Genomic DNA, 24,874 nt, shown 5'->3' on the forward strand with positions numbered 1-24,874 from the left:
ATGACGTCCTTGCGTGGGGGAACGACATCTTTGCTTGTTGAGATGAAGAATCTGTCTGTAAGTTACAAGGAAGGCGTGCCTTCCTTGCAGGATGTATCCTTTTCGATGAAGCCAGGAGAGATCATTGGCATTGTGGGGGAAAGCGGAAGCGGGAAGTCGACCCTGATCCGGGCTTTGCTGGGACTACTGCCTGTAGGCGGACGATACACCGGAGGAGAGATTATTTTTCGGGAACGGGTGTTGCTACGTGACTCGCAACAAGATTGGCAGGGGATGCGTGGCAAACGAATCGCGATGGTTTTTCAGGACAGCGGTTCATATCTGAATCCGATTCGTAGTATTGGAAGTCAGTATGTGGAGGCGATTCGTGCCCACCTGCCTATGTCCCGTAAAGAGGCTTGGAGATTGGCCGTTCACACACTGACCCGTATGGGGCTGGATGATCCAGAGAGAGTCATGCATGCCTATGCTTCCCAGCTTAGCGGGGGGATGAAGCAACGAACCGCGATCGCAATGGCGGCTGCGTTGGAGCCGGAACTGCTGCTGGCGGATGAGCCGACGAGTGCGCTGGATGTTACGACTCAAAATGAAGTAATGAATCAATTGAGCAGGCTTTGTGCGGACAAGGGAACGGGCATGATGCTCGTGACGCATAATATGGCGGTTGCGGCCCATATGGCTGATCGGATCGGTGTGATGTTAGACGGCAGGTTAGTGGAACTGGGAGATACACTGCGTGTCATATCGAATCCTGACCACGAGTATACCCGCAAACTGTTAGAAGCTGTACCTGAACTGGAGGGGAACCATACATGATCAATGCCGGATCACCCATTCTAAAACTGAGTAACGTATGTAAAACGTACGAGATGAAAGGGCGGCAGGCTGTTCAGGCTTTACAGAATGTAGATCTTGCGTTATATCCCGGGGAGTGTCTGGGTATTGTCGGGCAGAGTGGAAGCGGCAAAAGCTCACTGGCCAAGTGTGTAACTCAGCTGGAACAGGTGACTTCAGGAGAGATTTGGTACTATGGGCAGGAGATTACCCGTTTGAAAGGTGAGAAGCTGCGCCAGATGCGTAAGCAGATTCAGATGGTCTTTCAGGAGCCTGCGGCGATTTTCAACCCACGCATGAAGGTGGGCATGTTTATCGGTGAGCCTCTGTTGAATTATAAAATGATGAAACGGCAGGCGGCTGCTCAGGAAACACGCAGATTGCTGGAGCGCGTTGGATTGTCTGCTATGGATGCGGATAAGTATCCACATGAATTAAGCGGCGGGCAACAACAGCGAGCTGTCATTGCTCGTGCGATTGGTTTACGGCCTGAGATCATTTTGTTTGACGAAGCTACCTCTGCTTTGGATGTTTCCATTCAGCAACAGGTTTTGGATCTGCTTATGGAACTACGTAGGGAGACGGGAGTTTCCTCCATATTCATATCACATGATCTTGCTGTGGTGCAGCAAGTGAGTGACCGTATTGCAGTCATGCATCAAGGGAGAGTGGTGGAGGTTGTGGACAGTGCCAAGCTGACCAGTTCGGCCAATCATCCGTATACCCGAAGTCTGATGTCCTCCGCTCTGTCGCTGAGAGAGCTGAAGGATGATATGCAGATGCGTGAGCGTGTGGTGGTACTAGCGGGAAGTAGATAGATCAGGTTAATTATGAATAAAGATTAGATGAGAAAAGGGTTATCTGGAGTTGAATTCTGCTGATGAATGAATTCATTCGAGATAACCCTTTTGCCTTTTTTGATAGTTGTCATCTATACGGAATGAGAATGATCTTGCTGTTTCTGCCCTGGGTTAAACTTTATCCTGATATTCATTCTCCAGATATCTTTATCCGTCATCCGTAACTCTATTTCTTAATGAGGCACCTGAGACTGAAAGTCATTTCGACTGGACTGGTCTGCATAATAGAAGAGAATATCACCATCCTTCAATGGCCATCTACTGCTGTCGTTAGCGCTGTTATTGAATGCAGGTGGGTAGTTGAAACCCTCCAACTGCCACTGATCCATAAGTGGAGCATGGGTATATTGCAGATGCGGTGCCTGTGAATTGCCATTACGTAGACTCTCGATATTAAAGTTGACGACGATGTACCCATTTTTCAAAAAGATATCAGATTGTTCATCTAGCTTATTCTGTCTGGCAAGTGGTTCAAGATTTGTGCCTTTGGGAACAGCGTACACATCTGCCGGCAGACTGTATTCCCCGTACCACCGCTGTATTGCAGCATTGGCCCTGTCAACGTTAACGCTGGTAGGGATATTTGTTTTAGGACCAATCAGTGTACGAATCGGCGCCGTCAGAATCATCCAGTCATAACGGCCTGTCCAGGTTTTTTGGTGTGAAGTCTGGTTGGCGACTTTGACCATATGTTCTGCTAATGTGAGACGATTGCGTTCGTCTGGTGAAAATTCATACGTATATTGGTAACGTGCCGCATCGCTCAATTCGGTGCCGGGTACATTACGCAGTCGTGAGTTCAACACAACAAATCGTTTCTCCATATCCTGCGCTGAACCAATTCGAATAAGACGTTCCTGCCCCCGATGGTAGTATAGATCAACATCCTGACGGAAAGAGTTATCCTTGTTTATAAAAGAGAATGTGGGTGTTATTCGAATACCATCCTGTTTTCCGAACATATTACCCTTCGTCTTTAGATCAAACTTGAAGTGATAGCCTGTTTTCACAGCAACGTTCCGAAATCCTTCGACCGGATGACTGCCAGGCCTAATCGGCAATACAAATGGAGCAAGGTTTCCTCGGGGGTCACCATCGATGCCGCGTAATCCGCTCCAGTAGCTATGGCCTGTAGGTTCCGGGCTACCTGGTCGTTTGCGGAATACACTCTCCCAGTTATAGTCGGATACATCAGTCACATGAAAGTCATACAGCCTGCCGATTACATCTACAGGTATCTTATCGCTTGCAACATGATGAGTTAGATCGGTGTTGGCATCGGGTTGCTCTGTGAAGTTTGCTGGTGCATTCTCGGCGATGTTCCGAAATTCGATGGTATATTTCCCCTCGTCCACCCATACTGGCATATAGAATGTTGTATCCATTTGGTTCACCGGAATGTTGACCCATGTGTGGCTTGGGATGAACTGTGTTCGATCTGCTGTGTAGACGTCAAACGGGAATAACACCTGTTTGATGCGAAAATATTTGGTATAGTCCCGGTTGCCATATCCAGGATAGATGGATGCATCTAGGTGCTGTCCAGATGTAGGGATACGCACAATGAAGGGGCGCTCCAAAATCAGTGCAGCACGGGTAGGGTCAGGTGTTGTTTTCTGATTATGCGGCTGATCGTCCGACACCCATGCGTAGTTTACGACGGGGGTGTGCACCGTGACAGTGTTTATCCCATGAATCGGAAGTATCTTGTTGGCTCCGCCGTTCACGTTACCCGGTAGTAGATCATAATAGATCTGGCCAGAACTTTCCGTGTTGGCCTTGTTTCGCAGGGAACTGCTGATCCTGTGGTTGGGAGTGTACAAAACATCCCTTCCAATTGTTGTTGGTGAAGGAATGTTGTTCGGCAGTGGCCCATCCTTGGTAGTTTCGGTATCATTCATGATCACTGCATTGTTGAACTTCACCAAATCATTTTTTACGGTGCTTTGTGGTGTGTTAGTTTCCGCCATTCCCTTTAATAGGGCTGTGTCATCTGGTACATCCGGGGGTGCATTCAAGCCACCTGTCAGTTTGGATGGAGTGTACGAGATTGATGACGTTTGTCCTGGCCTCACATGACGTTCAACAGCAGAGTCATTGCTGGATTCAAGTGCCGGTGGAACATAACCAGCAGGATTCATCGTAATGGTTTCGCCAGGCAGTGCATAATTTTTCATCGTTGCTTTGACGAGCTTGTACACTTCAAGATTGCTAATCATCCAGTAGGAATAGTCTCGTGTAATTTGGAAGTTGTATGGTTTAGGAACGGTATCATTTTTAGGTATAGGTGTGCCATCCCTACATCCGTCGTCATTACAGACCTGCGGTCCAGGTACGGTCCATTCTCTATCATAGGAGATGGTGATATTACAATCATATATCACTTTGCCGCTCATTTTGGTCCAGGCTTGCTTGAATAGATAATTGTCCGCGAAGGCGTTAGTGTAAAGAGACTCGGAAGTAGGAATTCCTTTCAATACATCGAATGTTTCATTACCCCTGTTATCTGAATTTATTGTACCTGTAGCGTTGGGATCAAGTTCACTCATATTCATCGTTGTACCTGGAGATGGTGATCCAATCGTAGGCGTACAGCCACCCCCGCCTCCGCTATCTCCACCGCCGGTATTCCCGCCTCCGTCGTCACCACCACCACCGGTTCCCTGTTCAACACCAATGGTTGTGCGGGTTGTTAATTGGAATCCGTCTTTTTCCCATAAAACCGTTATAGATGTAGTACCCCTGCTAATCGCTTGTACCAGTCCGGAGTTACTTACCGTTGCGACCGAGGGATTGGAGGACTCCCACGTGGTCGTTCCTCCGCTGCCTGTGTTTACATTGGTTTCTGCACCAAAGTTACCATCCCCTGTTTTGGTTTTAACCATCGCATTGAGCTGTTTGGTTTGATTTAACCGAATTTGTTCCCCAGGAGAGAGGTTGATTTCTTTGGTGGTTTCGGCGACAGCCCGCCAATATATATCGGTATTAAATACATAGTCTGCAGAGTATTTGGGTGGGTTATATGGCCTATATTCTATTGGTTCAATTACTCCTCCGATTTGAGTGGTGAATTTAACCTTTTTACCAGTAAAGGAATCTACACTTACTAAAATAGGCCTTCCAGGACGATAATGAGCTATATTATCCATGTAGATTGGCTTTAAAGAAAGCTCGGTGAGCTCATTGCTGGGATGTTGATTACCCAAACTGTCTTTATACAAAGAAGGTTGATAACTAGGATCTTCTAAAGAAAGGTCAACACACACCAGGGATGAAACGGGTCTGTTAGTAGATCTGTTATTAGATAATTGTTGACCATTACATTCTCCCTCGACCATCCATTTTAAACTATCCAATTGGTAAATAAACACTCCGATATTTGTTGTGCCTGTTCCCTCTACAGGAGTCAATTTCTTCTGTGATTTGGCGGGTATTGAAGGCTCAAAGTACGTGGCTTCCAATATAGGTTTAGTACCTGGACCCCCACCTGCAAAAACAAAATGAAAAGGGTAGAATAGAATGCAGACCGTTATCAAAGAGATGAGAAACCTTCTAAAGATTGAATTGCTATGTATAACCAATAATAATCATCCTTTTAGATTTAATTTGGCACTATGTAAAAAGTGGTGCCATCTTTGAGAGTAAGATGGACCTCTGGATTTAACGTTTTGTCAAAGTGTAATAAGCCCTCTCCCCAATAGATTGGATTTTTTACATTGAAAATACCTTTAGAGCTAAGCAGATTGTTCATATGTGGTACCGCGTATTCTCTAAATGCTTTGCTATTAGGTGAGGTTAATGGATTTATCGTTGGGGAATTAAAAAGACTTCCAGCTTGTAAACGACTCATAGAGTCAATGATGTTAAAATCATATTCCGTGAAAGAGTAATATGCGCCACGAAGAAGTTTATCCTTTTCGTCAACAAATACTGGGTAATAGATACTTCGTTCGGTTTCTTTCACATAGGGATTAATTACAACCCAATTCTTTAGCTTGGCTGAAGCATATTTAGTTACAGTATTCAATTCTTTATTACGAATTTTTGAGAAGTCATCCGTTACCTTGCTATAGTCATATGAGTCTGGATATCTGTTTTCAGGGAAAACTTGATAGCTCGGTGCAATCACACCCAGATTGGTGCCCGTCAATCCAACCTGCCGCAGCTCATTCAGCCCTTGAAGATCGGCAGGTTTGGTTTTGGCCACGGACGCGTAACGACTGAGCAACACGGCGACTTCTGCCCGGGTTGTGGTGCGGTTTACGCCAAATGTTTTATCATTCGCAACGCTCATCAGCCCGGTTCCAAGGGCAACGGCGACAGCATTTTTTTGCGAGTCGGCCAGCTTGCCTGTAAAATATTCCTTCGCAGGAATGACGGTGTTTGTTACATCCGAGAGAGCCTGTCCATAGTCTGAATCCACTACACTCAATCCTTGTGTTAACCATTCCGCCATTTCGCCCCGTTCAAGTGCAGCTTGAGCACCCAGTTTGTCCTTATAGCTGGAAGGATGGATAAATCCTTTGGCAATCGCCGTAGAGACACCATTTTTAGCCCACTCCGGTACATCTGTAAAATGATTCGGTTCAGCAGTCGGTAGCTCCGGCTGATCATTCAAACGTGCTAAAATACTAGCCATTTCAGCTTTGGTGACGGGTAAACCTGGTTTAAACGTTCCGTCTGCATATCCCTTGAAATAACCTTTCTCTACTGCGGAATAAATTGCTGAGGATGCCCAGTGGGATGCGGGTACATCTTTAAATGAGCTGACGGCTTGCGCTGCTTCGACTGTACTAGTGCCGCCTATTCCCACCAAACTTGCATATCCCCCTACGAATAAAGCTAATGCTGTTAAACTGGAAATCATCTGTTTTCTCATGAATCTAACTCCTCTCGATGGATATAATTTGGCGCTGATATGTACTTACTAGGATTATATCTGCTAAATTTGTAATAATAATCAATATTCTACCATGTATATCCTCTCAAAACACAAAAAAAGGCCACGAATCCGCAGATTCATAGCCTTATGCTTTAAGGTCTCTCGAAATATGTAATTCATTTCAGTTATTGCTCAATACATAGAGAATACTCCATTTTCCAACATTTGAAAACCCCATGTACATAAAAATAAATTCAAGCAATCGGTGTTCCATTCGGTAACGGATGATCTGGGGAGAGCAGGACGACGTCACCTTCGCCGGGAACACCGCCCAGTACAAGTACCTCGGACACGAAACCGGCAATCCGCCGAGGTGGGAAATTCACGACAGCAACGACCTGTTTGCCAATCATCAGCTCGGGCGTGTAACGGTGGGTGATCTGGGCACTGGAATTTTTTAAACCGAGTGGCCCGAAATCTATTCTCATCTTAATCGCAGGAACACGAGCCTTCAGAAAAGGTTCAGCCTCCACCACGGTACCTACTCGAATATCATGTTGCGTGAACTCTTCAAAAGTAGCCATAAATAAACTCCTCTCAACGAAACGATGTCATATAGTATAGATGATATATCCATCCCCGAAAACAAAAAATCCAGATTACGCTGTATCGTAACCTGGATTAATCCCTGAAAAACTCTGTTTTTCTTTATGCAATTTTGATTAAGATCTGTTCCAGTTTTCTCCCGTGAGATATTTCTCGGTAAGAATGGACAGCATCTGAATCCCTACTTCATTATGCCCGCCCTCAGGGATGATGATATCCGCATACTTTTTGGACGGTTCGATAAACGCATCATGCATCGGTTTTACCGTTTCGAGATATTGTTTGTACACGGATTGAATCGAGCGTCCACGCTCTTCCATGTCCCGTAGTACTCTGCGCAGAATGCGTACATCGGAGTCGGTATCTACAAATACCTTGATATCCAGCAGTGTACGAAGATGCTCATCAATCAACACATGTAACCCTTCGACAATGATGATGTGGTTCGGCGCAAGCTCAATCGTTTCGCCTGCAGCGCGGTTATCTATGGTGAAGTCATACACGGGAGCATACGCTGGCTGGCCCTTTTTCAACAGGGTAAGATGCTCAATCAACAGATCGTTATCAAAAGCAAACGGGTGATCGTAATTCGTCAGTCTGCGTTGCTCAGGTGTGAGGTCTGACTGGTCTTTGTAATAATTGTCTTGGGATATGAATGTAACTTTGGCTGATCCCAGACGTTCAATAACGGAGCGAGCTACCGTTGTTTTGCCGGAGCCGGTTCCTCCGGCGATACCAATAATGAGCATGGTTGTTCCATAAACCTCCCTAAAGTGGCAGCATGATCAATCGATAAAGAGTGCCCAAAATGTTTTATTTTTAAGCGCGATCTGCATGTCTGTCTGCGAATACACAATTCCTTCATTGTATCACAGCTCGCGAACTTTTTCATCTTAAGGAACAGACCATGTTTTGCCTTCAAAGGAGGAAGCTCATTTTCAGATGTATCATTCTAACGTTGCGTAGAGTGTGATTTATGACCTGGCATTTTCCAAGGAAGAATCAGCTTTTGGCCGATCAGGCGGGTAAGCAGACTAAGCACAATAAACCCAAGCACACTTCCTGAAGTATTGGCGATCAGATCATTAATATCGGTTGAGCGGCCGTTGCCTACCGCAATTCGAATCACGAGTTGCAATAGTTCAATAGTTAAACTTACCGTTAAGCCTGTCTTCGCCACTTTTTTTATGGAGTTGACCGAAGGTCTCCAAAGAGGAAGCAGGAATCCTAACGGCATAAACAGCAGGATGTTCAAAAGAAAGCTTGGCGCATCCGCAGTCAGCAATGGAACCCACTGAATGTTTGAATACCAGGGTGTTTGGTTGGCATACATCCCGATGTTCACATCAATGGGGAAAAATACAAAATGCATCATGCCCAGCATATATATCACAAATGTCAGCATCAACATATACTGTTTGCCTGTATATCTGACTTTGCTCACCCTGGCATGAATCACCAGAGTGAGCAGGGTCAGAATAAACAGTGGCACAAGAACTACAAAGGATGAAATGGTAAACTGAATGGACATGCGATAACCCCTCTGCAAGGAAATGAAATTGAGCTATGGCAACTGGATTTTCATTTCCATTCCTTTAATGAATTGATCGTCCTTGACCTCTTCGGCAAAATCATCTTTCACCTTAAAAGGCTTCACAATCAAGTATTTCACATCCTTGGCTGTGGTAGCATAGATGTTTTCCCAGTTCAACTGGTTTGCTTGATACACACCTTCACCGCTCAATGCAGTCAATTGTCGGCCTTGATCATCATAGACAGCAAATCGGATTTCACGTAGCTGTTTCTCTTCTTTTTTACTTAACGTTTCTTCCCCTTTTAACGCGATCGAAGCAGTTAGACGAGTCGTAATTGGGGTGACCTCGGCTTTGTTCACAGTGACCGTGTACAGATCATTTTCTATCGTGCTATTCGGCTGAACGTTATGAGTGTCCGTTATAGATTTAGTGAACGGAACGGTCAATTCGAACTCATGATCCATACCTTGCAACTTCAACTTCACTTTAGCTTCGAACTGATCCGGGATGACGCCTGTGTGATCTGCAGGAATAACCTGTTCAAAAAGCAACGTATCAGGCTCGTTCGCTCCGGCTGAAGTATAGAACAGACCGCTATCTGGACGAGAACCGTTCACATCGAAAAATACATTTTCAACGCCACTGCTCAGCTTTACGATATCTTTGCCATTGTCGTACATGCCCTGATTGAGATTAGGTGCAGTAACATGAACGAGAAACGCTGCACGTGTGCCGTCATAGACCGTTTCTAATACTTTGAATTTCACATCCTGATAAGTGAAAGAGCTGTTCACTGGTGTAGTCAAACCTTCGTTGCCTGCTGTTCTCAGACCCATATCAGCTTCAATCGAGCTGAAGAGACTGCCTATCAGTGGAATGTTGCGCAACGAGTCAGCCATTGCTGGAGAGACAAAACCGGATGCAAATACCGTTAAGCCCAGCACACCTGCTGCGACAGCAGCTCCTGCGGTACGGCGTAGTGGCTTATGAACACGTTTTGATGGATGAGCCTGAACCGACTCCATATTCATTTGGCTAGCTGATTCCGGAAGGGAATCCAGTGTGGCATCAATGCGGTTACGTACGATTTTAGACATGGCAGGACGCTCCTTGGCTTGTTCTTTTAATTTTTGATCGAGATTAAACGGGTTCGACATGTAATTTTACCTCCCGAAAGTTTTTGAATTTTTGATATAGCTCTTTCCTTGCCCGGCTCAGCCTCATCTTCACGGCGCTTTCGGACAGGCCCAGTGTATCGGCGACTTGACGCAGGCTCATATCTTCAAAGTAGTGCAGTACAATCACAATGCGTTTGGCTTCTTCCAGCTGATCGACTGCTTCTCGCATATCCACCTCATCGTATGGACTGGATTGTGCCTGATGTTCTGCGGGTACTTCTGCGTAAGAAGTGGAGAGAGAGCGGCGGGATAACAAGGTATTGCATTCATTGATGAGAATACGGAACATCCAGGTTTTGAAATACTGTGGTTCCCGAAGGGTATGCATGGATTTGTAGGCTTTCAGGATCGTCTCCTGAATCGCGTCTGCGGCATCCTCTTCTTTGCGCAGCATGGATATGGCGGTATTGTATAGGGAATTTTCGATCTCTCGGATCAGCCTGATGAAAGCTTCACGATCTCCCTGGATAGCCTGTGTGATGAGATCGGGTGAATCCATAGTTAACAGCTCCTTTCGTAACGGGTTTATATCGTGTTAGAGATACATCTCTTGGCCGGTTTTACATAGATTAGACTGCCGGGTGGGGCAGATGGTCACATTTATTTTTGAATAAAAAAGTTCTAGTTTGTTAGACGCTTAGGAGCAACAGATGCCCTTCATGCGTAGCAAAATGCCAAAGTACAGGTTACATAGGAAGCAGGCTCTGATTCTCCTGATATTAACCAATTGACTTTTCGAAGGATGTGCCTATAATAAAAGTATATTGTTAACACGGACTGTTACTGGGGAAACCAGGCATGACCGAATTCGATTGCCTTCGTGTAATCGCTTTCGGTCTTTTTTTATTTCTAACGGGGGGGTGAGAACGTTGAAGGTTATCAAAAAAGTGAATAATAACGTGGCCATTGCGATTAATGAGCATAACGAAGAGGTATTCGTGGTGGGCAAAGGTGTAGGGTTTCTCAAAACCCCATATGAGCTGACCGAGACGGATCTGGTGGAGAAAATCTTCGTGGCCCCGAAGAACATTCGGATGTATGACCTGCTGAACAGCATTCCGATTGAGGATATCTATCTCGCGGAGGAAGTGATGAAGCTGGGCAGTGAGATTTTGAACAAAACCTTTAACCCGAATCTGCTTCTCACCCTGTCCGACCATATCAGCTTTGCCCTTTCCCGAACCAGGGAAGGCATCAACATTAAAAATCCTTTGGAGTGGGAAGTGCGGACACTGTATCCGAGTGAGACCCGGGTAGGGGAAGCTGCACTGAAGCTGATTCAGGAGAAAACGAATTTGGCTCTGCCGTCAGCCGAGATCACCCTGCTTGCCCTGCATTTTGTGAATGCACAGGTAGGTTCTGGCGAGATGAGTGATACAACCAAGGTAACTACCGTGACGGGAGAGATCCTTTCCGTAATCAAATACGCACTCAAGATTGATTTTCAAGAGGACTCCATTCATTTCATGCGGTTCGCTACACATATAAGATACTTCATCATGCGGCAGATGAGCGGCAAGTCACTGAAAGATGAGAATGAGTCCCTGTATACGATGGTGAAGGAAAAGTTCCCGAAGGAACTCGCTTGTGTAGAGAAGATTGCGGATTTCCTGAAAACAAACTATGGCTGGACATGTTCCGATGATGAAAAGTTATATCTGATCCTGCACATCCAGCGATTAACCACTAACGAACCAGCAGAATAACAGCTACTCTCCAGGTTCTTCTGTCATCGAAGTGTCAGTGTAAATGCTCCTTAGCTTTAACTAGTAGGACAACTGAATACTCATTAATGGACTGTTACTGATTCGATCAGGCATGACCAAGCGTAGGGAATGACGATTCCCCGGCTTGGTCATTTTTCATATATATCTAATTATCCATCATGAAGCAGAGGAGAACAGGATTATGAATAATAAAGACTTGGCTAAAAACGTGCTTGAGCTCGTTGGCGGCGAGCAAAATATATCCGGACTTACACACTGTGCTACCCGTTTGCGTTTTGTATTGAAAGACGATGGTAAGGCCAATTTGAAGGAGCTGAATCAGCTGGAAGGTGTGCTTAAAGCGCAGAACTCCGGGGGGCAGGTTCAGATCATCATTGGAGCGAAAGTAGATGCTGTTTACAATGAAGTCAAAAACTTAACCTCAGATCGACTTGAAAATTCCGAGGAATCCGCAGCAAGCAGTGGATCGAAGAAAAAACGCAATCCGTTCAATGCGGTACTTGAAACGATTGCCGGTATTTTTACGCCGATCCTGCCAGCACTGGTTGGTTGCGGCATGATCAAATGTTTTGCCACGGTAATGGCAGCACTCGGATGGTTGGAAGGGTCTGGGTTCATGGTCATTATCAATATGATCGGTGACTTGATCTTTTATTTCTTGCCGTTCTTCCTTGCTGTCAGCGCAGCACATAAGTTCAAAACAAATCCCTATCTGGCAGTAGCGCTTGCCGCTGGACTGATGCACCCGACGATTTTGAATGCGGCAGCTAAAATAGCTGAGACAGGTGTGAGCACCGTTGATTTTCTGGGCATGCCGATCCTGTTAATGAAGTATTCATCCTCGGTTATTCCTATTATTCTGGCTGTTTGGATTATGAGTTACTTATATCCACTCGTCAATCGAGTGATTCCTAAGTTTTTGCAAGTGTTGCTTACGCCAATGATCGTGCTGTTTATTATGGTTCCACTTGAACTTATCGTGTTTGGCCCTGTGGGTTCACATATTGGTGACTGGCTGACGAACGGTATTAACTCACTCTTCTCTACCGCGGGTGTTCTGGCAGGAGCGATTCTCGGTTTCTTTAAACCGATTATGGTTATGTTTGGTATGCACTATGCCATCATGCCGATTCAGATTCAACAGGTGGCTACACTGGGTGCAACGGTGCTGATTCCTACAGCACTGGCAGCGAATTTGGCACAAGCTGGCGCGGCCTTTGGTGTATTTGTCCTAACGAAGAACAAAACGATGAAATCTGCTGCGGGATCTAGTGGCATCACGGCGTTATTCGGAATTACGGAGCCAGCAATCTATGGTGTAACGTTGAAATATAAACGCCCTTTCTTCGCAGCTTGTTTGGCTGGTGGTATCGTTGGTGGATTTTACAGTCTGGTTCATACCACGGCTAATGCAATTGCACTTCCAGGTTTATTGGCGCTAGGCACGTACACAGCAGATCGTTACATCTATGTCATCATCGGATGTATTGCTGCAGTGGTATTAGCCTTTGTATTCACCCTGATTGCGGGCATTAAGGAAGATACAGACGGAAGCCCGTCGCAGAAAACTTCTGGCACAGTAAACACCGATCAATCGAATGCAGTGGCAAGCACAGTACAATCAGAAAAGTCTATTTTGAACGACACTTCTTCTTCAGACATGCTCATCGTAAGTCCGATGACGGGTGAGATTAAACCGATCTCCGAAGTAGAGGATCAAGCTTTTGCACAAGAACTGATGGGAAAAGGGATTGCGATCGTGCCAACGGAAGGCAAGGTATATGCCCCGTTTGACGGAGTGGTTGAAGCTCTTTATCGCACGAAACATGCTATTGGCTTAAAGGCAAATAACGGCGTAGAGATTCTGATCCATATCGGGGTAGACACCGTCAGCCTGAAAGGCAAATATTTTAACGCACACATCAAACAGGGAGAGACTATCCAAGCAGGAGATTTGTTGGTGGAGTTTGATCCAGACGGCATTAGATCAGCAGGTTATAACACGATTACATCGATTGTTGTTACTAACATGCAACAATATGGAGATGTGCTCACGACAGCGAGCAGTGGCCCGATCCGGGAGAGCGAAGCATTAATTAAACTTATTCCTTGAATAAAAATACAGGAGGAAATTACAATGACGAATATGAGCAAATCTCATTTTCCAAAAGACTTTTTATGGGGCGGTGCACTGTCTGCTTGTCAGGCAGAGGGTGCTTATGATGTGGACGGCAAGAGCCTGACCATTCCCGAGGTCATGAAGTTTAACGAGAAGAACGACCGCAAGGTAACCAAACAGATTCGGGTGAACTGGGAGATGATTGAGGAAGCTCGAAACGACCCGAATGCGGCGAACTATCCGAAACGGCGGGGGATTGATTTTTATCATCGATTCCGTGAGGATATTGCGTTGTTTGCGGAGATGGGCTTCAAGGTGTTCCGTTATTCGATTGCGTGGGCGAGAGTGTTTCCGGGCGGGGATGATGCTTCTCCAAACGAGAAGGCGTTACAGTTCTACGATCAGGTCATTGATGAATGTTTGAAGCACGGCATGGAGCCGTTGATTACTATTAGCCATTTTGATACTCCGATTGTACTGATGGACAAGTTCGGTGGCTGGTACAACCGCAAGCTCGTGGATCTATATGTGAAGTATTGCGAAGTGCTGTTCAATCGCTACAAAGGAAAAGTGAAATACTGGGTTACGTTCAACGAGATTAATATGAGTGTCAAAGCATCGGCTAAAACGCTCGGTATCATTGATTATGACGCGCCTAATTACGAGGAAATGCTCTTTCAGGGTCTGCACCACCAGTTTGTGGCTGCTTCCAGAGCAACCAGACTGGCACATGAGATTGATCCGAGTAATCAGATTGGCAGCATGGTGGCCTATTTCACCACGTATCCGTACACATGCAAGCCGGAGGACGCGTTACAGATGCAGCAGGATGATCAGATGAAAAATCAGTTTTATCTGGATGTGCTCAACAAGGGAGAATACCCGTACTACAGCAAGACGTATTTTAAAAATAAAGGCATTCATCTCCACATTGAGGATGGAGACCTGGAAGGAATTCGGTCACATACGGCTGACTTTGTAGGCATGTCGTATTACAACTCCATGATCTCCAGCAGCGATACCGAGCAGCTTGAATTAACAGCGGGTAATGTGCACAGCGTGTACAAAAATCCGCATCTACCCGCAAACGAGTGGGGATGGCAGATTGATCCGATCGGTCTGCGTTATACGCTGAATCTAGTCTATGACCGGTATCAAAAGCCTGTGTTTATTTTGGAGAACAGCTCTGGATTTTACGACACACTGAATGAAGATGGCACGGTGAATGATCCCTATCGGATTGATTTTTTAAGCAAACATATCGAACAGATGGGACTGGCCATCGCGGATGGCGTCGAGGTACTTGGGTATACGATGTGGGGTCCGATTGATATGATCAGTTCAGGTACATCGGAGATGAGTAAGCGCTACGGATTTATCTATGTGGATCAGGACGACTACGGTAAGGGTACGCTGAAAAGGATTCGCAAAGACTCGTTCTACTGGTACCAGAATGTAATCCGTACCAATGGGGCAGAACTGTAACCGCATCGCACCTGTATCTATAGTGAAGGTGTGGTTAATTCCTAGTAGTTTCCAAAAGGCTTAAGACTAGAAACGGTAATAAAACAGCACGTACCCATCAGATCATGACGGATACGTGCTGTTTGTGTTGTGTAAATTGTTGCAACATTCATTTATATAAAAGCTCATGGGGGAGCTGAGGTATCTTACAGACCAAGCAATTCTTTGACACTTTCGGCTACGGCTTTGCTGGATTGCGGGTTTTGTCCCGTAACCACACGTCCATCTGTTGTCACATAGGAAGTGTAAGGAGAGGATTTAACGTACTCGGAAGCACGTTCCCGAAGTGCATCTTCGAGCAGGAATGGAACATATTTCGTTTGTTGTGCCAGTTCTTCTTCCTCATTGGTGAAGCCGGACACTTTTTTATCGTTAATCAGAAGCAAGCCATTGGACAGCTTCACATTCAGCAGGGCAGTAACCCCGTGGCACACGCCGGATACTACGCCACCTTTTTCATAAATATCACGTGATAGCGCTTGAAGTTCGGCATTGTCCGGGAAATCCCACATTGTACCGTGTCCACCCGTGAAGTAGATGGCATCGTAGTCGCTTGCGCTTACTTCGCTCGGTTTCAATGTATTTTTCAATTTGTTCATGAAGGATTCGTTCTCGAAATAAGCTTTGGTGCTGGCATCCAGAGAGTCGCCCAGACTTTTCGGATCAAGTGGCACGTTGCCGCCATTCGGGCTAACCAGATCAATCTGCACATTATCGTTATGGTCGAACTCTTCAATGAAGTGAGTGGCTTCACTGAGCCACAGACCTGTAGGTTCATCTTTGGTTGCATATTTATCGACATTGGTCAAAACAACTAATATTTTTTTCATCGTGAAAACCTCCTGTACATGCTTGTAATTTAAATTGTGTAAAATATAATCGTTAACAACTTCATGCAGACAATATACCATACTCATTTGTTAAAGTAAACTAAAACGATGAAATTCGTATAGTTCGTTTATTCTATCTATTTTGTCCAGGCATGGTATACTCATTATATTGTCCAATTTGGAGCAATTGACGCAGCATGAAGGAGGTACCCCCTTGAAACGTTTGGAAAATTCACAAAAACTACTAACCAAAATCATTCCGGTTCTGCGTGCAAAGTCCATCAGTTCCCTGCGCATGGATGACATCGCGAAACATATGGATATCAGCAAGGCAACCCTATATAAATATTTCTCATCCAAAGAGGAAATTATCCAGAACGTACTGAACGTGTATATTGAGGAGATTCATGATTCCCGGGCAACAATGGACGATGATACGATCTCGTACGAGCGTAGATTTCAGATCGCCTATGAGCATGCGATGACCCATGTGTTATATCTGCCCGAGTTCTTTTGGAACGAGGTGAAGAAGCTTTACCCGGAATTATACGAAGGCATTGCTTCCGCTTTGAGGCATCATAGTGAACAGTTATGTTCATTTTTTGAAAAGGGAATAGAACAAGGTATTTTTAATCGCATTAGCCCGGTGTTATACATGATTCAAGATGAAGCTGTGATCCGCAGAATCGCTGAACCTTCGTTTTCCATTACACATGATATGACCATCCGGCAGGGTTTGTTTGACTTCTACATCCTAAAGAAACATCAGTTACTTAACCCGTCAAGGATTAAGAATCTGGATGATCAGCCGGTGAAATCATACATTAACGAACTGATTCAACAGCTATCACGGACGATGTAACTAGCAGATATGAGAGTTTATTGGATGGCTAGCTCTGGATATAACAACGGGAAGTATATATTTTATTTCAAATTTAAAATAAATAGATTTAAAGTCCCAGGTCTTCTGATATAATCATGTCGAAAGATGTCAATTATGACCAGATGTCTTCTACATATTTTGGGAGGTCTACCCTATGAAAAAGTCAACAAAGCTTCTCTCTTCAACAGCTATTGCTGCAATTGCAGCAGTATCGGTTGTCACTTCTGCATCGGCAGCAAGTGCAACTGTGGCAAAGCCCGTTTCTTCATTGTCCGGAGTAAACATCTCCTCTATGGATATTGAAACGGCCTTGATGATGGTGCAGCAGGAGCGCACTAGATTGCTGGATGCTCAATTGCAAACACAAATTCAAGAGGTACAGAACCGCAATCAACAGATTGCTGATCTCAATGCAAAATTGCAAGTGGCTCAGCAAAACGGAGATCAAGCCGCTGTGCAAACATTGAAAGGCCAGATTGATGCCCTCAGCAATTCGCAACAAATGGATATGCTTCGTCTGCAGTCCATGTCTAACAAGCGGAATGAAGCTTTTGATCTCATGACTAATTTCATTAAAAAGATGCAAGACTCCAGATCCTCCATCATCGGTAACATGCGCTAGGACTGGGATCCCAAAACAAGGTTTAGAATGGTACTTTCATCAAGAAGCACAACGTTACAAAAGCAAAAAGAGCGAAGCCGGAATCCACATTCCAAAGCTTCGCTCTTTTTTTATTTTACTCAGCCAGCTTAACCAGACCAGTCCCGGCGACGCGTGAACAAATCCTTCAGTTCATCGGTCGATAGTTCGGTAATCCAGTTCTCGGAGCTGGTGATGATGTTGTCACTAAGTTGTTGCTTGCTCTCCAGCATCTCGTCGATGCGTTCCTCCAGTGTACCGAGGGAGATGAATTTGTGCACCTGTACGTCCTTGGTTTGTCCCATGCGATAGGCCCGGTCTGTTGCCTGGTTCTCCACTGCGGGGTTCCACCAGCGGTCAAAGTGGAAGACATGATTGGCCGCCGTCAGATTCAGCCCAACACCACCAGCCTTGATGGACAGAATGAAGACCGAAGGCTGCTTGTCCGCAGGCAGTGTACGAGATTGAAATTCCTCAATCATGCGATCCCGCGCAGTCTTCGACGTGCCGCCATGCAGGTAGAGTACAGGTTCTTGCAGCTCCTGCCGCAGCACTTGCTGTAACATCTGCCCCATGCCGATATATTGTGTGAAAATCAGGCAGCGTTCGCCCTCGTCACGCAGCTCGCGGACAAGCTCCATCAGCCGTTCCAGCTTGGCCGAGCGGCTGATCAGCATCGCCATGTCCTGCGGACTGTACACGTCATAGGTTGATGTTGCCGGATCATCCGCAGGCAGTTCTTCAGGCAACGTTTCCTTGGTGAGCAACAGCGGATGGTCACACAATTGCTTCAATTGGGTTAACGCGGAGAGAATCGCGCCTTTGCGCTTGATGCCCTCCAGCTCTTTCATTTTATCCATCAGGGCTTGCACCGATTGGTCATATAATGCACTCTGTTCACCTGTAAGGTGAATATACGTTTTCATCTCATTTTTGTCCGGCAGATCGAGCTGGATATTCGGATCTTTTTTCTTACGGCGAAGCATAAAAGGTTTCACCAGTTGTTGCAGATCCTGCATGCGTTGCTCATCCTTATCCTTTTCAATCGCACTGATGAAGCGGGTTTGAAATGCCCGGGCACTGCCCAGATAACCCGGATTAATGAAATCATAGATCGACCACAGTTCGGATAACCGATTCTCGATCGGCGTACCTGTAAGCGCAATGCGATGTTTCGCCGGGAAGCTGCGTACAGCCACGGACTGTTTCGTCTGGGCATTCTTGATATTCTGTGCTTCATCGAGGCAGATAGCAGACCACGTGTAGGTTTCCAACAGTTCCTGATCCAGCGTCGCCGTGGCGTAGGAAGTAATGATAATATCCGACTGTTCGGCTTGCTCCCGGAATTCTTCTCCGTTTAACCGGCGTGCCCCGTAATGCAGACTGACACGGATGGAAGGAGCAAAACGGCTGATTTCCTTCTGCCAGTTCCCGAGTACGGATGTTGGACAAATCAGAAGGGCAGGTGCTTGTCCAGGTAGTCTTGGCTCATGATCTTTAATGTGCAACAAATACGTAATGAACTGAATCGTTTTCCCAAGACCCATATCATCAGCAAGACAAGCGCCTAAGCCGAATCTGCGCAGAAAACCAAGCCAAGCAAAACCTTCCTTCTGGTAGGAACGTAGCTCTGCGTGAAGTCCCTCCGGAACGGGCAGGGAAGGGGCTCCGCCTTGTCCGCCTCCGAGCTGAGCGATGACCCGGTTCAGATGATCATTTAACTCCACCTCAAGCCGGATACTCTCGCTGGTCTGAGATGGCTCTGGCTCCTGTTCGCCCTCGGCCTGTTGACCTTCCTTCCATTTCTGCTTGGCGTATTCCCGCTGCTCATTGTGAAGTAGATGCAGATGCAGAATATCCTGGAAAGAGAGTCCTTGCTCCCGATCTACACCACCCATCGCTCTGCGAATTTGCTCCAGCAGATCGGGGTCGAGCGGAACCCATTCGCCGCGGAATCGGACGAGTCGTTCATTACGGGCGACGAGATCTGCAAATTCTTCTTCACTAAGATCACTATCCCCAATGGCGATGCGCCAGTCAAAATGAATGATGGAGTCCAATCCAAAGAACGATTGGCCCCGCTCGCTGCCTTCCTCCGGTTTTACCTTGGCTCGCAGCTTCGGTTTTTTCTTCCGGGCGGCTTCCCACCAGCCCGGCAATAGAACTTGCCATCCCGCGGCTAGCAAGCGACCGCTCTCCTGGGTCAGAAACTGCCAGGCTTGCTGATCATCCAGCGGGTCGCTCAGAATATCTCGTCTGCCGCTGATCGAACTGCCAAGACGCGGCAGTTGCGCACGCAGCTGATCCAGCCAGCCAGCCGAGCGATCCAGAACAAATGGCGTCCAAGCTTCGGGCCATTCGCCCTCCAGTCGTCCGCGTGAATCCAGCAAGACCGGCACGAGAACGGCAGCGTCCAGCTTGTTCTGCAATACCAAACGCAGTCGCCAGGAGAAGTCGTCCTCGTCCGGCTCCTGCAATTGCAGCATCGGGCGGAAGGGTGCGGCATCGGCTTTCCAGCCGATGGACACCAGCCACGACCGAGCATCAAGGCCGCCTGTTCGCGGAAGCACTCCGCGCTCGGGGAAGAGCTGCGGGAACTCCCGCCGCAGGTCGGTGGCTGCTTCTTCGGAGCTATACCAGCGCTGGAACACAGCGGCGGAGTAAGCTGCGCCAAGTCCTTCAGCGAAACTTTCATCCGTCTGCTGCATGGCTTGGTGAAGTGCAGCCAGATCCTGCTTTTTCAGACTATCCGAGTCCCACGTCCATTGCAGTTGTCCGGCACGATAAGCCTCAAAGCTGGGTACATGCTTGCGATGATCAATAGACGAGGACAGTATCGGGGCTAGTCGGATCAGGTACTCAGCCTGTTCATCCCACTTCCACTCAATATGAATCAGAGTCTTCATCTCTGCAAAGAATGGGAGAACCTCTTCCGCAGGCAACACCACAAGCTCAATCTCTTCAATCTGCCGGATTTCAAGCTCCGTGCCGTAAAAGGAAGGAGCATGCCATGCGAATAGACGCTGCTTCAACGATTGGCCTGACACAAAGTGATGTGTATTCAGCGCACCGTAAAATAGCGCATCGCCATAGCCGGTCAAAGCCACGTGTACCTCAATCGTTTCCGTGTATGGGTGAATTAGACTCATGGTATCAGTTTACCTTTCCGAAGTTCCTCCTGCAGAGCGCGCAATCGGCTGTTACGAACAGCCAGTGCAGTAATAAACTGCTCCCACGGCTCTTCTCGCTTCATTTTTTTATATATTTTGGATAGTCGTTTCAGCAGCTTTACTGCGGCTTTGTAACCATCCCTGTTCTTGTGTGCGATATAACGCTCCACCGCCTGATGATAGAACGGCAACAGCAATTCAGGGGCATCCTTCTCAATGGGTTGCAATACAGCTACTCGGAATTCGAGAGGTTCAGTGCCTGTACTCAGCTGAAAATCAATCCACCTGCGCCACTGCCCCCGAGAATGCATGGCATCCTCATAAGCAGGCCTGGAGTGGGGAAGCATGCTGACCAGCGTGTCCCACATCCGGTGCTCTGCATCAGGGACATGCTGGATTGCAGTATCCCACAATCGCATATAGTCCTGTAAAGGAGCATTGCGGCGACCCGCCAGCAGGGGCCCGAGCTGTACCAGCCATTCGGACAGACGTGTCCATTCAGCTGCATCGGTCAGTGTATGGAGAAAGTACAACAGATGTTCCGGCGGAATGCCATAGGCTGAGCTGCCATGGACAAGTTTCTGCCAAGCTGATGAATCCTGTTCCAGATGGTAGTACATCCAGCTCTGTGCCAGAACAAGCGGTAAGGGTAAAGATCCTTTTCTGACGTTCTTCTCTCCGCCGGGGACAGCTCCTTCTGGCGAAATGATCTTTGCTTCTGCTTCGTTCAGTAGATGAAGTTCTGACTCCAACATCGCCTGTTTACCTTGAAGCCAGGGCACAATCCAGTTCAGCCACAGCTTGGAGTAAACGGGTGAGAAGAACATCATATTAGCTGTCTCCGGCAACATCTCTGTCCGCAAATAAGCCGAAGTTTCTTCGAGCCTTGCCCAGACTTGTTCAAATGCCGTGCCCTTCAATCCGGACAAGTCCAGCGACTGGAGCAGAAGGGTCTCAATTCCTTTTTGGAGAGAGTCTACCGCCAGCTGGGCAGGGTAACTTAAATACACAGGAGTATGCGTAATCGAGTTGCGCGCGGGTGGTATACAGTATCGCATGAGGTAAAGCTGAACATGCAGCTCAAACAGCTGATCCATCGCCACTGACATCTTGGGTTTGATCGCGTATAGTTCATCTGCAGCTTCCTGAATGTAGCCCGTCGTTGCCGTTCCTGTCCCGAGTCGCTTAAGGGTCGCTCGAAATAGTTCATGCCATTCAACAATGTCCATTCCAGCGAGTTCGGTTGCCCGCTCCTTAATTGTGCTATACTGGGGTCCATCCGAGGAGATATTGTCTTGGACAGCCTCCTCTTGTTCCGTAACATCGCTGAAGCTATAAGCTCTCGCAGATGTCGAACCTGCCGGTTTGCTGGTTTGTTTCAAGGCAGTACTTGCATGTGCATTGACCAGTGCAGTAACGGGGCGTCCTTGCTGTTCGGCATAACTCATCAATACAGCAGCCATATGTTTGCATGGAGAGTTAACCGGGCAGGCACAATAACTGGTGGACAAGTCCTGCATACGGAGCACAACCTCGTAAGATTCTGATCCTTGTACCTGGGCGGTAATAGACTGAGCATCGTTGAAATTTATAGATACAACACGTTTCTGTTTATAATATTGGAATCCACGCATGATCGTCAGGTTGTTAAAAAGATCTGCAACTTCACGAATCAGTGCTTGCCACTGCGTGTCATCCATGATCTGATCCTTAGGTATGTTCATCATTCCATCTCCTGGGGTATACATGGTTAACTAATGATGACGTCTTCAACGTCACGGCCTAGAGTTTCAATGCTTCTATCATATCAGTTCTGGAGATGCTCGTGCAGACGTCATCGGAATCTACTGCACGAATACTCCATATTGTGTATGCTTATCTTATAACGTATGTATTCATTTCAGGAGCGGTACTGGCTGCGCGGCAGCCATATGAAGACTATATTCAACAACAGGAGCGAGCATAGAGATGAAAATCCTTACATTAAATGTCCATGCTTGGGCGGAAGAAAACCAACGAACCAAGATCAGTCAGCTGGCTGATTTTATCAATACACATCAATTTGATATCATATCGATGCAAGAAGTGAACCAGCCGATTCAAGAAACGGCTCTGACCCAAGAGGAATTGCAGACGTATACAGCAACCGAAGCGGATGTGACGATCAAAAAAGATAACTACGCTCATGTCCTGCTACAGCAACTAACCGAGACGTATTACTGGACCTGGATTCCAACACATATCGGGTTTCGTACATACGATGAGGGGCTGGCGATTCTAAGCCGGACACCCATTACTCGTTCATTCGGCGAATACGTGTCCCACATGCGGGATTATAACAACTATCGAACACGCAAAATCGTCGGGATTGAGACTACCCTGGAAGGTGAGTCCACATCCACATGGTTTGTGAACGGACATTATAACTGGTGGGATGATGCACAGGAACCTTTTAAGGGGCAATGGGATTTGACCGAGCGTGTGCTTACACCTTATATGCATCAACCGTTGTATCTGATGGGGGACTTCAACAATGTCGCGGAGATTCGTGGACAAGGCTACGATTACATGATGGAACATGGCTGGAATGATCTGTATACGACAGCCGAACAAAAAGACGACGGGGCTACTGTGGTTAAAGCGATTGCCGGCTGGGCGAACAATGAACAACCGCTAAGAATTGATTATATTTTCTCGAATCGTCCTGTTCAGGCGCAGACCTCCAACGTTGTGTTAAATGGTAAAAAGGGACCTGTCGTATCCGATCATTTCGGTGTTGCGGTAGAGATATAAGGATCTTCCGAGTTTATGCTTTTGCACGTACATTCTCTTTCTCGTGTACGCCTGAATGCTATATTCGATCATGTAGATAGAAAGCCTCCGCTCATATTCCGAACAGGGAATGACTGCGGAGGCTCTTGGTGTGTCGTAATAGGGCTATTTTTTATGTAATTCGTGGTGGCTAGGGTTGACTTACTCAAGTTTACTCAAGCGTGAGCATCTGCTCTACAAACTTTTTCAAGTTTGCGCTAGTCTCACTCAGTTGTTCAATACTTTGCATAAATTCAGTCACAAGCTTGGCTTGATCTCCAGTTGCTGTCGTAATCTGGCCAATCTCTTGCTCCATATATTTCATGGAATGCTGCACACTGCCCAGAGAGGTCTCTATATCCGACGCAGCTTGTTTCGTATGATCGGAGAGTTTACGGACTTCACTAGCTACGATGCCGAATCCGGCGCCTTGCTCACCGACACGAGCGGCCTCGATCATTGCGTTTAATCCAAGCAGATTGGTTTGCTCGGAGACTTCACGAATCACGTTAGTGACTTTTGTGACGTTAATCGAATTTTCGGATGCCTTTTGAGAATTTCGCAAAATTTCCTCCGAGGTTGTTGACAGCTGCTCCGAATGAGCTGCAATTTGCTGAATGCCACCAACAAGGGAGTTGATTGTTTTTTCGCTTTCGCTAATCAGCTTTTCCAGTGTAAGGTGATTATCAAGTGCGTAGTTGACCCCCAGGATGCCGACTACTTGTCCGTTTTCTTTTACAGGGATGAGGATGGAATCGAACGGCCTTCCCTGAAGATCACCAGGCATGCGCACAACGGTGCGGGAGTCCTTATTGCTCAGCATTTTGAAATGCTTGTAGTCATCATGTAGTTCGTCGCCGGCTTTTACACCAATATCTAGACTTTGGGCTTCGGAGAAATATAATACCTTTTCATGATCATTGATCGATATGGAGATATCGTCACGGAACATTTGACGTACAAAAGGCATCGTATTGACCAGAGATTCAAGCGTATTCAATATAAATCTGTCCTTTCCAAATTAGTATGGGTTGTTATTAAACTACCTAGTATATATCGGTTGCGTCTCGAATTTCTTTTAACCATGATTGTCACAGGTACCATATATTTCTTGGTTTTGGTAAGCGAAGCGAGGATTTGCGAATACAGTGTAAGCGTAAACAAAAATCTATAGCCACCATGAGCTGTGTCAGTTATACTAGGATTATTAATCGATACGAATGGTAAAAGAAATGCTGTCGCTTGCTCATAAAGGGGTATCCTCATTGAGGTTAA

Annotated in this window: 20 protein-coding genes; 9 read left to right on the forward strand and 11 right to left on the reverse strand. The window is 46.5% G+C overall.

The window, feature by feature from the left end; all coding sequences use genetic code 11:
* Window positions 1–816, forward strand: a complete 816-nt coding sequence (locus MHI38_RS17580; RefSeq protein WP_154891499.1) for an ABC transporter ATP-binding protein — start codon at window positions 1–3, stop codon at window positions 814–816.
* A complete protein-coding gene (locus MHI38_RS17585) occupies window positions 813–1,652 on the forward strand; it encodes an ABC transporter ATP-binding protein (RefSeq protein WP_154891498.1) in 840 nt (279 codons plus the stop codon). The genes MHI38_RS17580 and MHI38_RS17585 overlap by 4 nt, the downstream gene beginning before the upstream one ends.
* A gap of 215 nt (window positions 1,653–1,867) precedes the next feature.
* Here MHI38_RS17585 and MHI38_RS17590 read toward each other — a convergent pair whose 3' ends face one another.
* The 7 genes from MHI38_RS17590 to MHI38_RS17620 form a co-directional block, all read right to left on the reverse strand.
* Entirely contained in the window at window positions 1,868–4,579 is a 2,712-nt protein-coding gene (locus tag MHI38_RS17590) for a DUF5704 domain-containing protein (protein WP_341181477.1), read from the reverse strand.
* A gap of 716 nt (window positions 4,580–5,295) precedes the next feature.
* Entirely contained in the window at window positions 5,296–6,573 is a 1,278-nt protein-coding gene (locus MHI38_RS17595; protein WP_154891497.1) for an S-layer homology domain-containing protein, read from the reverse strand.
* 257 nt (window positions 6,574–6,830) lie between these two features.
* Window positions 6,831–7,160, reverse strand: coding sequence for a chaperone CsaA (gene csaA, locus MHI38_RS17600; RefSeq protein ID WP_154891496.1), 330 nt, complete (start codon window positions 7,158–7,160; stop codon window positions 6,831–6,833).
* 138 nt (window positions 7,161–7,298) lie between these two features.
* Window positions 7,299–7,931 carry a uridine kinase gene (gene udk / locus MHI38_RS17605; protein WP_090924213.1) on the reverse strand — a complete coding sequence of 211 codons (633 nt, stop codon included), beginning with the start codon at window positions 7,929–7,931 and terminating at the stop codon, window positions 7,299–7,301.
* Between the two features lie 203 nt (window positions 7,932–8,134).
* Window positions 8,135–8,713 carry a VanZ family protein gene (locus MHI38_RS17610; RefSeq protein WP_154891495.1) on the reverse strand — a complete coding sequence of 193 codons (579 nt, stop codon included), beginning with the start codon at window positions 8,711–8,713 and terminating at the stop codon, window positions 8,135–8,137.
* Window positions 8,714–8,746: 33 nt separating this feature from the next.
* Complete coding sequence (locus MHI38_RS17615; protein ID WP_154891494.1) at window positions 8,747–9,874, reverse strand: DUF4179 domain-containing protein; 1,128 nt, start codon at window positions 9,872–9,874, stop codon at window positions 8,747–8,749.
* The gene (locus MHI38_RS17620) at window positions 9,858–10,394 is read right to left on the reverse strand and encodes an RNA polymerase sigma factor (protein WP_154891493.1); all 537 of its coding nucleotides are present in this window, start codon (window positions 10,392–10,394) and stop codon (window positions 9,858–9,860) included. Before MHI38_RS17620 ends, MHI38_RS17615 begins: the two co-directional genes overlap by 17 nt.
* A gap of 361 nt (window positions 10,395–10,755) precedes the next feature.
* Between MHI38_RS17620 and MHI38_RS17625 the strand changes: the two genes are divergently transcribed.
* The 3 genes from MHI38_RS17625 (at window position 10,756) to MHI38_RS17635 (ending at window position 15,226) form a co-directional block, all read left to right on the forward strand.
* A complete protein-coding gene (locus MHI38_RS17625; RefSeq protein ID WP_251511027.1) occupies window positions 10,756–11,601 on the forward strand; it encodes a PRD domain-containing protein in 846 nt (281 codons plus the stop codon).
* 202 nt (window positions 11,602–11,803) lie between these two features.
* Complete coding sequence (locus MHI38_RS17630; protein WP_154891491.1) at window positions 11,804–13,735, forward strand: beta-glucoside-specific PTS transporter subunit IIABC; 1,932 nt, start codon at window positions 11,804–11,806, stop codon at window positions 13,733–13,735.
* Window positions 13,736–13,759: 24 nt separating this feature from the next.
* Window positions 13,760–15,226, forward strand: a complete 1,467-nt coding sequence (locus tag MHI38_RS17635; protein WP_222591846.1) for a glycoside hydrolase family 1 protein — start codon at window positions 13,760–13,762, stop codon at window positions 15,224–15,226.
* Window positions 15,227–15,411: 185 nt separating this feature from the next.
* On the opposite strand, the gene MHI38_RS17640 is transcribed toward MHI38_RS17635, so the two are convergent.
* The gene (locus tag MHI38_RS17640) at window positions 15,412–16,095 is read right to left on the reverse strand and encodes a type 1 glutamine amidotransferase domain-containing protein (RefSeq protein ID WP_090924207.1); all 684 of its coding nucleotides are present in this window, start codon (window positions 16,093–16,095) and stop codon (window positions 15,412–15,414) included.
* A gap of 214 nt (window positions 16,096–16,309) precedes the next feature.
* Between MHI38_RS17640 and MHI38_RS17645 the strand changes: the two genes are divergently transcribed.
* Window positions 16,310–16,957, forward strand: coding sequence for a TetR/AcrR family transcriptional regulator (locus MHI38_RS17645; RefSeq protein WP_154891490.1), 648 nt, complete (start codon window positions 16,310–16,312; stop codon window positions 16,955–16,957).
* A 175-nt stretch (window positions 16,958–17,132) separates the two neighbouring features.
* Window positions 17,133–17,600 carry a hypothetical protein gene (locus MHI38_RS17650; RefSeq protein WP_260511046.1) on the forward strand — a complete coding sequence of 156 codons (468 nt, stop codon included), beginning with the start codon at window positions 17,133–17,135 and terminating at the stop codon, window positions 17,598–17,600.
* Window positions 17,601–17,728: 128 nt separating this feature from the next.
* On the opposite strand, the gene MHI38_RS17655 is transcribed toward MHI38_RS17650, so the two are convergent.
* On the reverse strand, window positions 17,729–20,767 hold the full coding sequence (locus MHI38_RS17655) for a DEAD/DEAH box helicase (protein ID WP_434349234.1): 3,039 nt from the start codon (window positions 20,765–20,767) through the stop codon (window positions 17,729–17,731).
* Entirely contained in the window at window positions 20,764–22,512 is a 1,749-nt protein-coding gene (locus tag MHI38_RS17660) for an SWIM zinc finger family protein (RefSeq protein WP_186809811.1), read from the reverse strand. Before MHI38_RS17660 ends, MHI38_RS17655 begins: the two co-directional genes overlap by 4 nt.
* 101 nt (window positions 22,513–22,613) lie before the next feature.
* Between MHI38_RS17660 and MHI38_RS17665 the strand changes: the two genes are divergently transcribed.
* A complete protein-coding gene (locus MHI38_RS17665; protein WP_341181478.1) occupies window positions 22,614–22,754 on the forward strand; it encodes a hypothetical protein in 141 nt (46 codons plus the stop codon).
* Between the two features lie 2 nt (window positions 22,755–22,756).
* Window positions 22,757–23,581, forward strand: coding sequence for an endonuclease/exonuclease/phosphatase family protein (locus MHI38_RS17670; protein WP_154891487.1), 825 nt, complete (start codon window positions 22,757–22,759; stop codon window positions 23,579–23,581).
* 190 nt (window positions 23,582–23,771) lie between these two features.
* On the opposite strand, the gene MHI38_RS17675 is transcribed toward MHI38_RS17670, so the two are convergent.
* Window positions 23,772–24,599, reverse strand: a complete 828-nt coding sequence (locus tag MHI38_RS17675) for a methyl-accepting chemotaxis protein (RefSeq protein ID WP_154891486.1) — start codon at window positions 24,597–24,599, stop codon at window positions 23,772–23,774.
* Between the last annotated feature and the right edge of the window lie 275 nt (window positions 24,600–24,874).

It is taken from the genome of Paenibacillus sp. FSL K6-1558 (assembly GCF_038002565.1).
Taxonomy (GTDB): domain Bacteria; phylum Bacillota; class Bacilli; order Paenibacillales; family Paenibacillaceae; genus Paenibacillus; species Paenibacillus polysaccharolyticus.

Excerpts from the sequence above, each read along its gene's own strand:
- MHI38_RS17670 (WP_154891487.1), top strand. The coding sequence starts at position 22,757 with ATGAAAATCCTTACATTAAATGTCCATGCTTGGGCGGAAGAAAACCAA.
- csaA (WP_154891496.1), bottom strand. The coding sequence starts at position 7,160 with ATGGCTACTTTTGAAGAGTTCACGCAACATGATATTCGAGTAGGTACC.
- MHI38_RS17635 (WP_222591846.1), top strand. The coding sequence starts at position 13,760 with ATGACGAATATGAGCAAATCTCATTTTCCAAAAGACTTTTTATGGGGC.
- MHI38_RS17650 (WP_260511046.1), top strand. The coding sequence starts at position 17,133 with ATGAAAAAGTCAACAAAGCTTCTCTCTTCAACAGCTATTGCTGCAATT.
- MHI38_RS17585 (WP_154891498.1), top strand. The coding sequence starts at position 813 with ATGATCAATGCCGGATCACCCATTCTAAAACTGAGTAACGTATGTAAA.
- MHI38_RS17655 (WP_434349234.1), bottom strand. The coding sequence starts at position 20,767 with ATGAGTCTAATTCACCCATACACGGAAACGATTGAGGTACACGTGGCT.
- MHI38_RS17610 (WP_154891495.1), bottom strand. The coding sequence starts at position 8,713 with ATGTCCATTCAGTTTACCATTTCATCCTTTGTAGTTCTTGTGCCACTG.
- MHI38_RS17640 (WP_090924207.1), bottom strand. The coding sequence starts at position 16,095 with ATGAAAAAAATATTAGTTGTTTTGACCAATGTCGATAAATATGCAACC.
- MHI38_RS17580 (WP_154891499.1), top strand. The coding sequence starts at position 1 with ATGACGTCCTTGCGTGGGGGAACGACATCTTTGCTTGTTGAGATGAAG.
- MHI38_RS17660 (WP_186809811.1), bottom strand. The coding sequence starts at position 22,512 with ATGAACATACCTAAGGATCAGATCATGGATGACACGCAGTGGCAAGCA.
- MHI38_RS17615 (WP_154891494.1), bottom strand. The coding sequence starts at position 9,874 with ATGTCGAACCCGTTTAATCTCGATCAAAAATTAAAAGAACAAGCCAAG.
- MHI38_RS17590 (WP_341181477.1), bottom strand. The coding sequence starts at position 4,579 with ATGGTTAAAACCAAAACAGGGGATGGTAACTTTGGTGCAGAAACCAAT.
- udk (WP_090924213.1), bottom strand. The coding sequence starts at position 7,931 with ATGCTCATTATTGGTATCGCCGGAGGAACCGGCTCCGGCAAAACAACG.
- MHI38_RS17595 (WP_154891497.1), bottom strand. The coding sequence starts at position 6,573 with ATGAGAAAACAGATGATTTCCAGTTTAACAGCATTAGCTTTATTCGTA.
- MHI38_RS17630 (WP_154891491.1), top strand. The coding sequence starts at position 11,804 with ATGAATAATAAAGACTTGGCTAAAAACGTGCTTGAGCTCGTTGGCGGC.
- MHI38_RS17620 (WP_154891493.1), bottom strand. The coding sequence starts at position 10,394 with ATGGATTCACCCGATCTCATCACACAGGCTATCCAGGGAGATCGTGAA.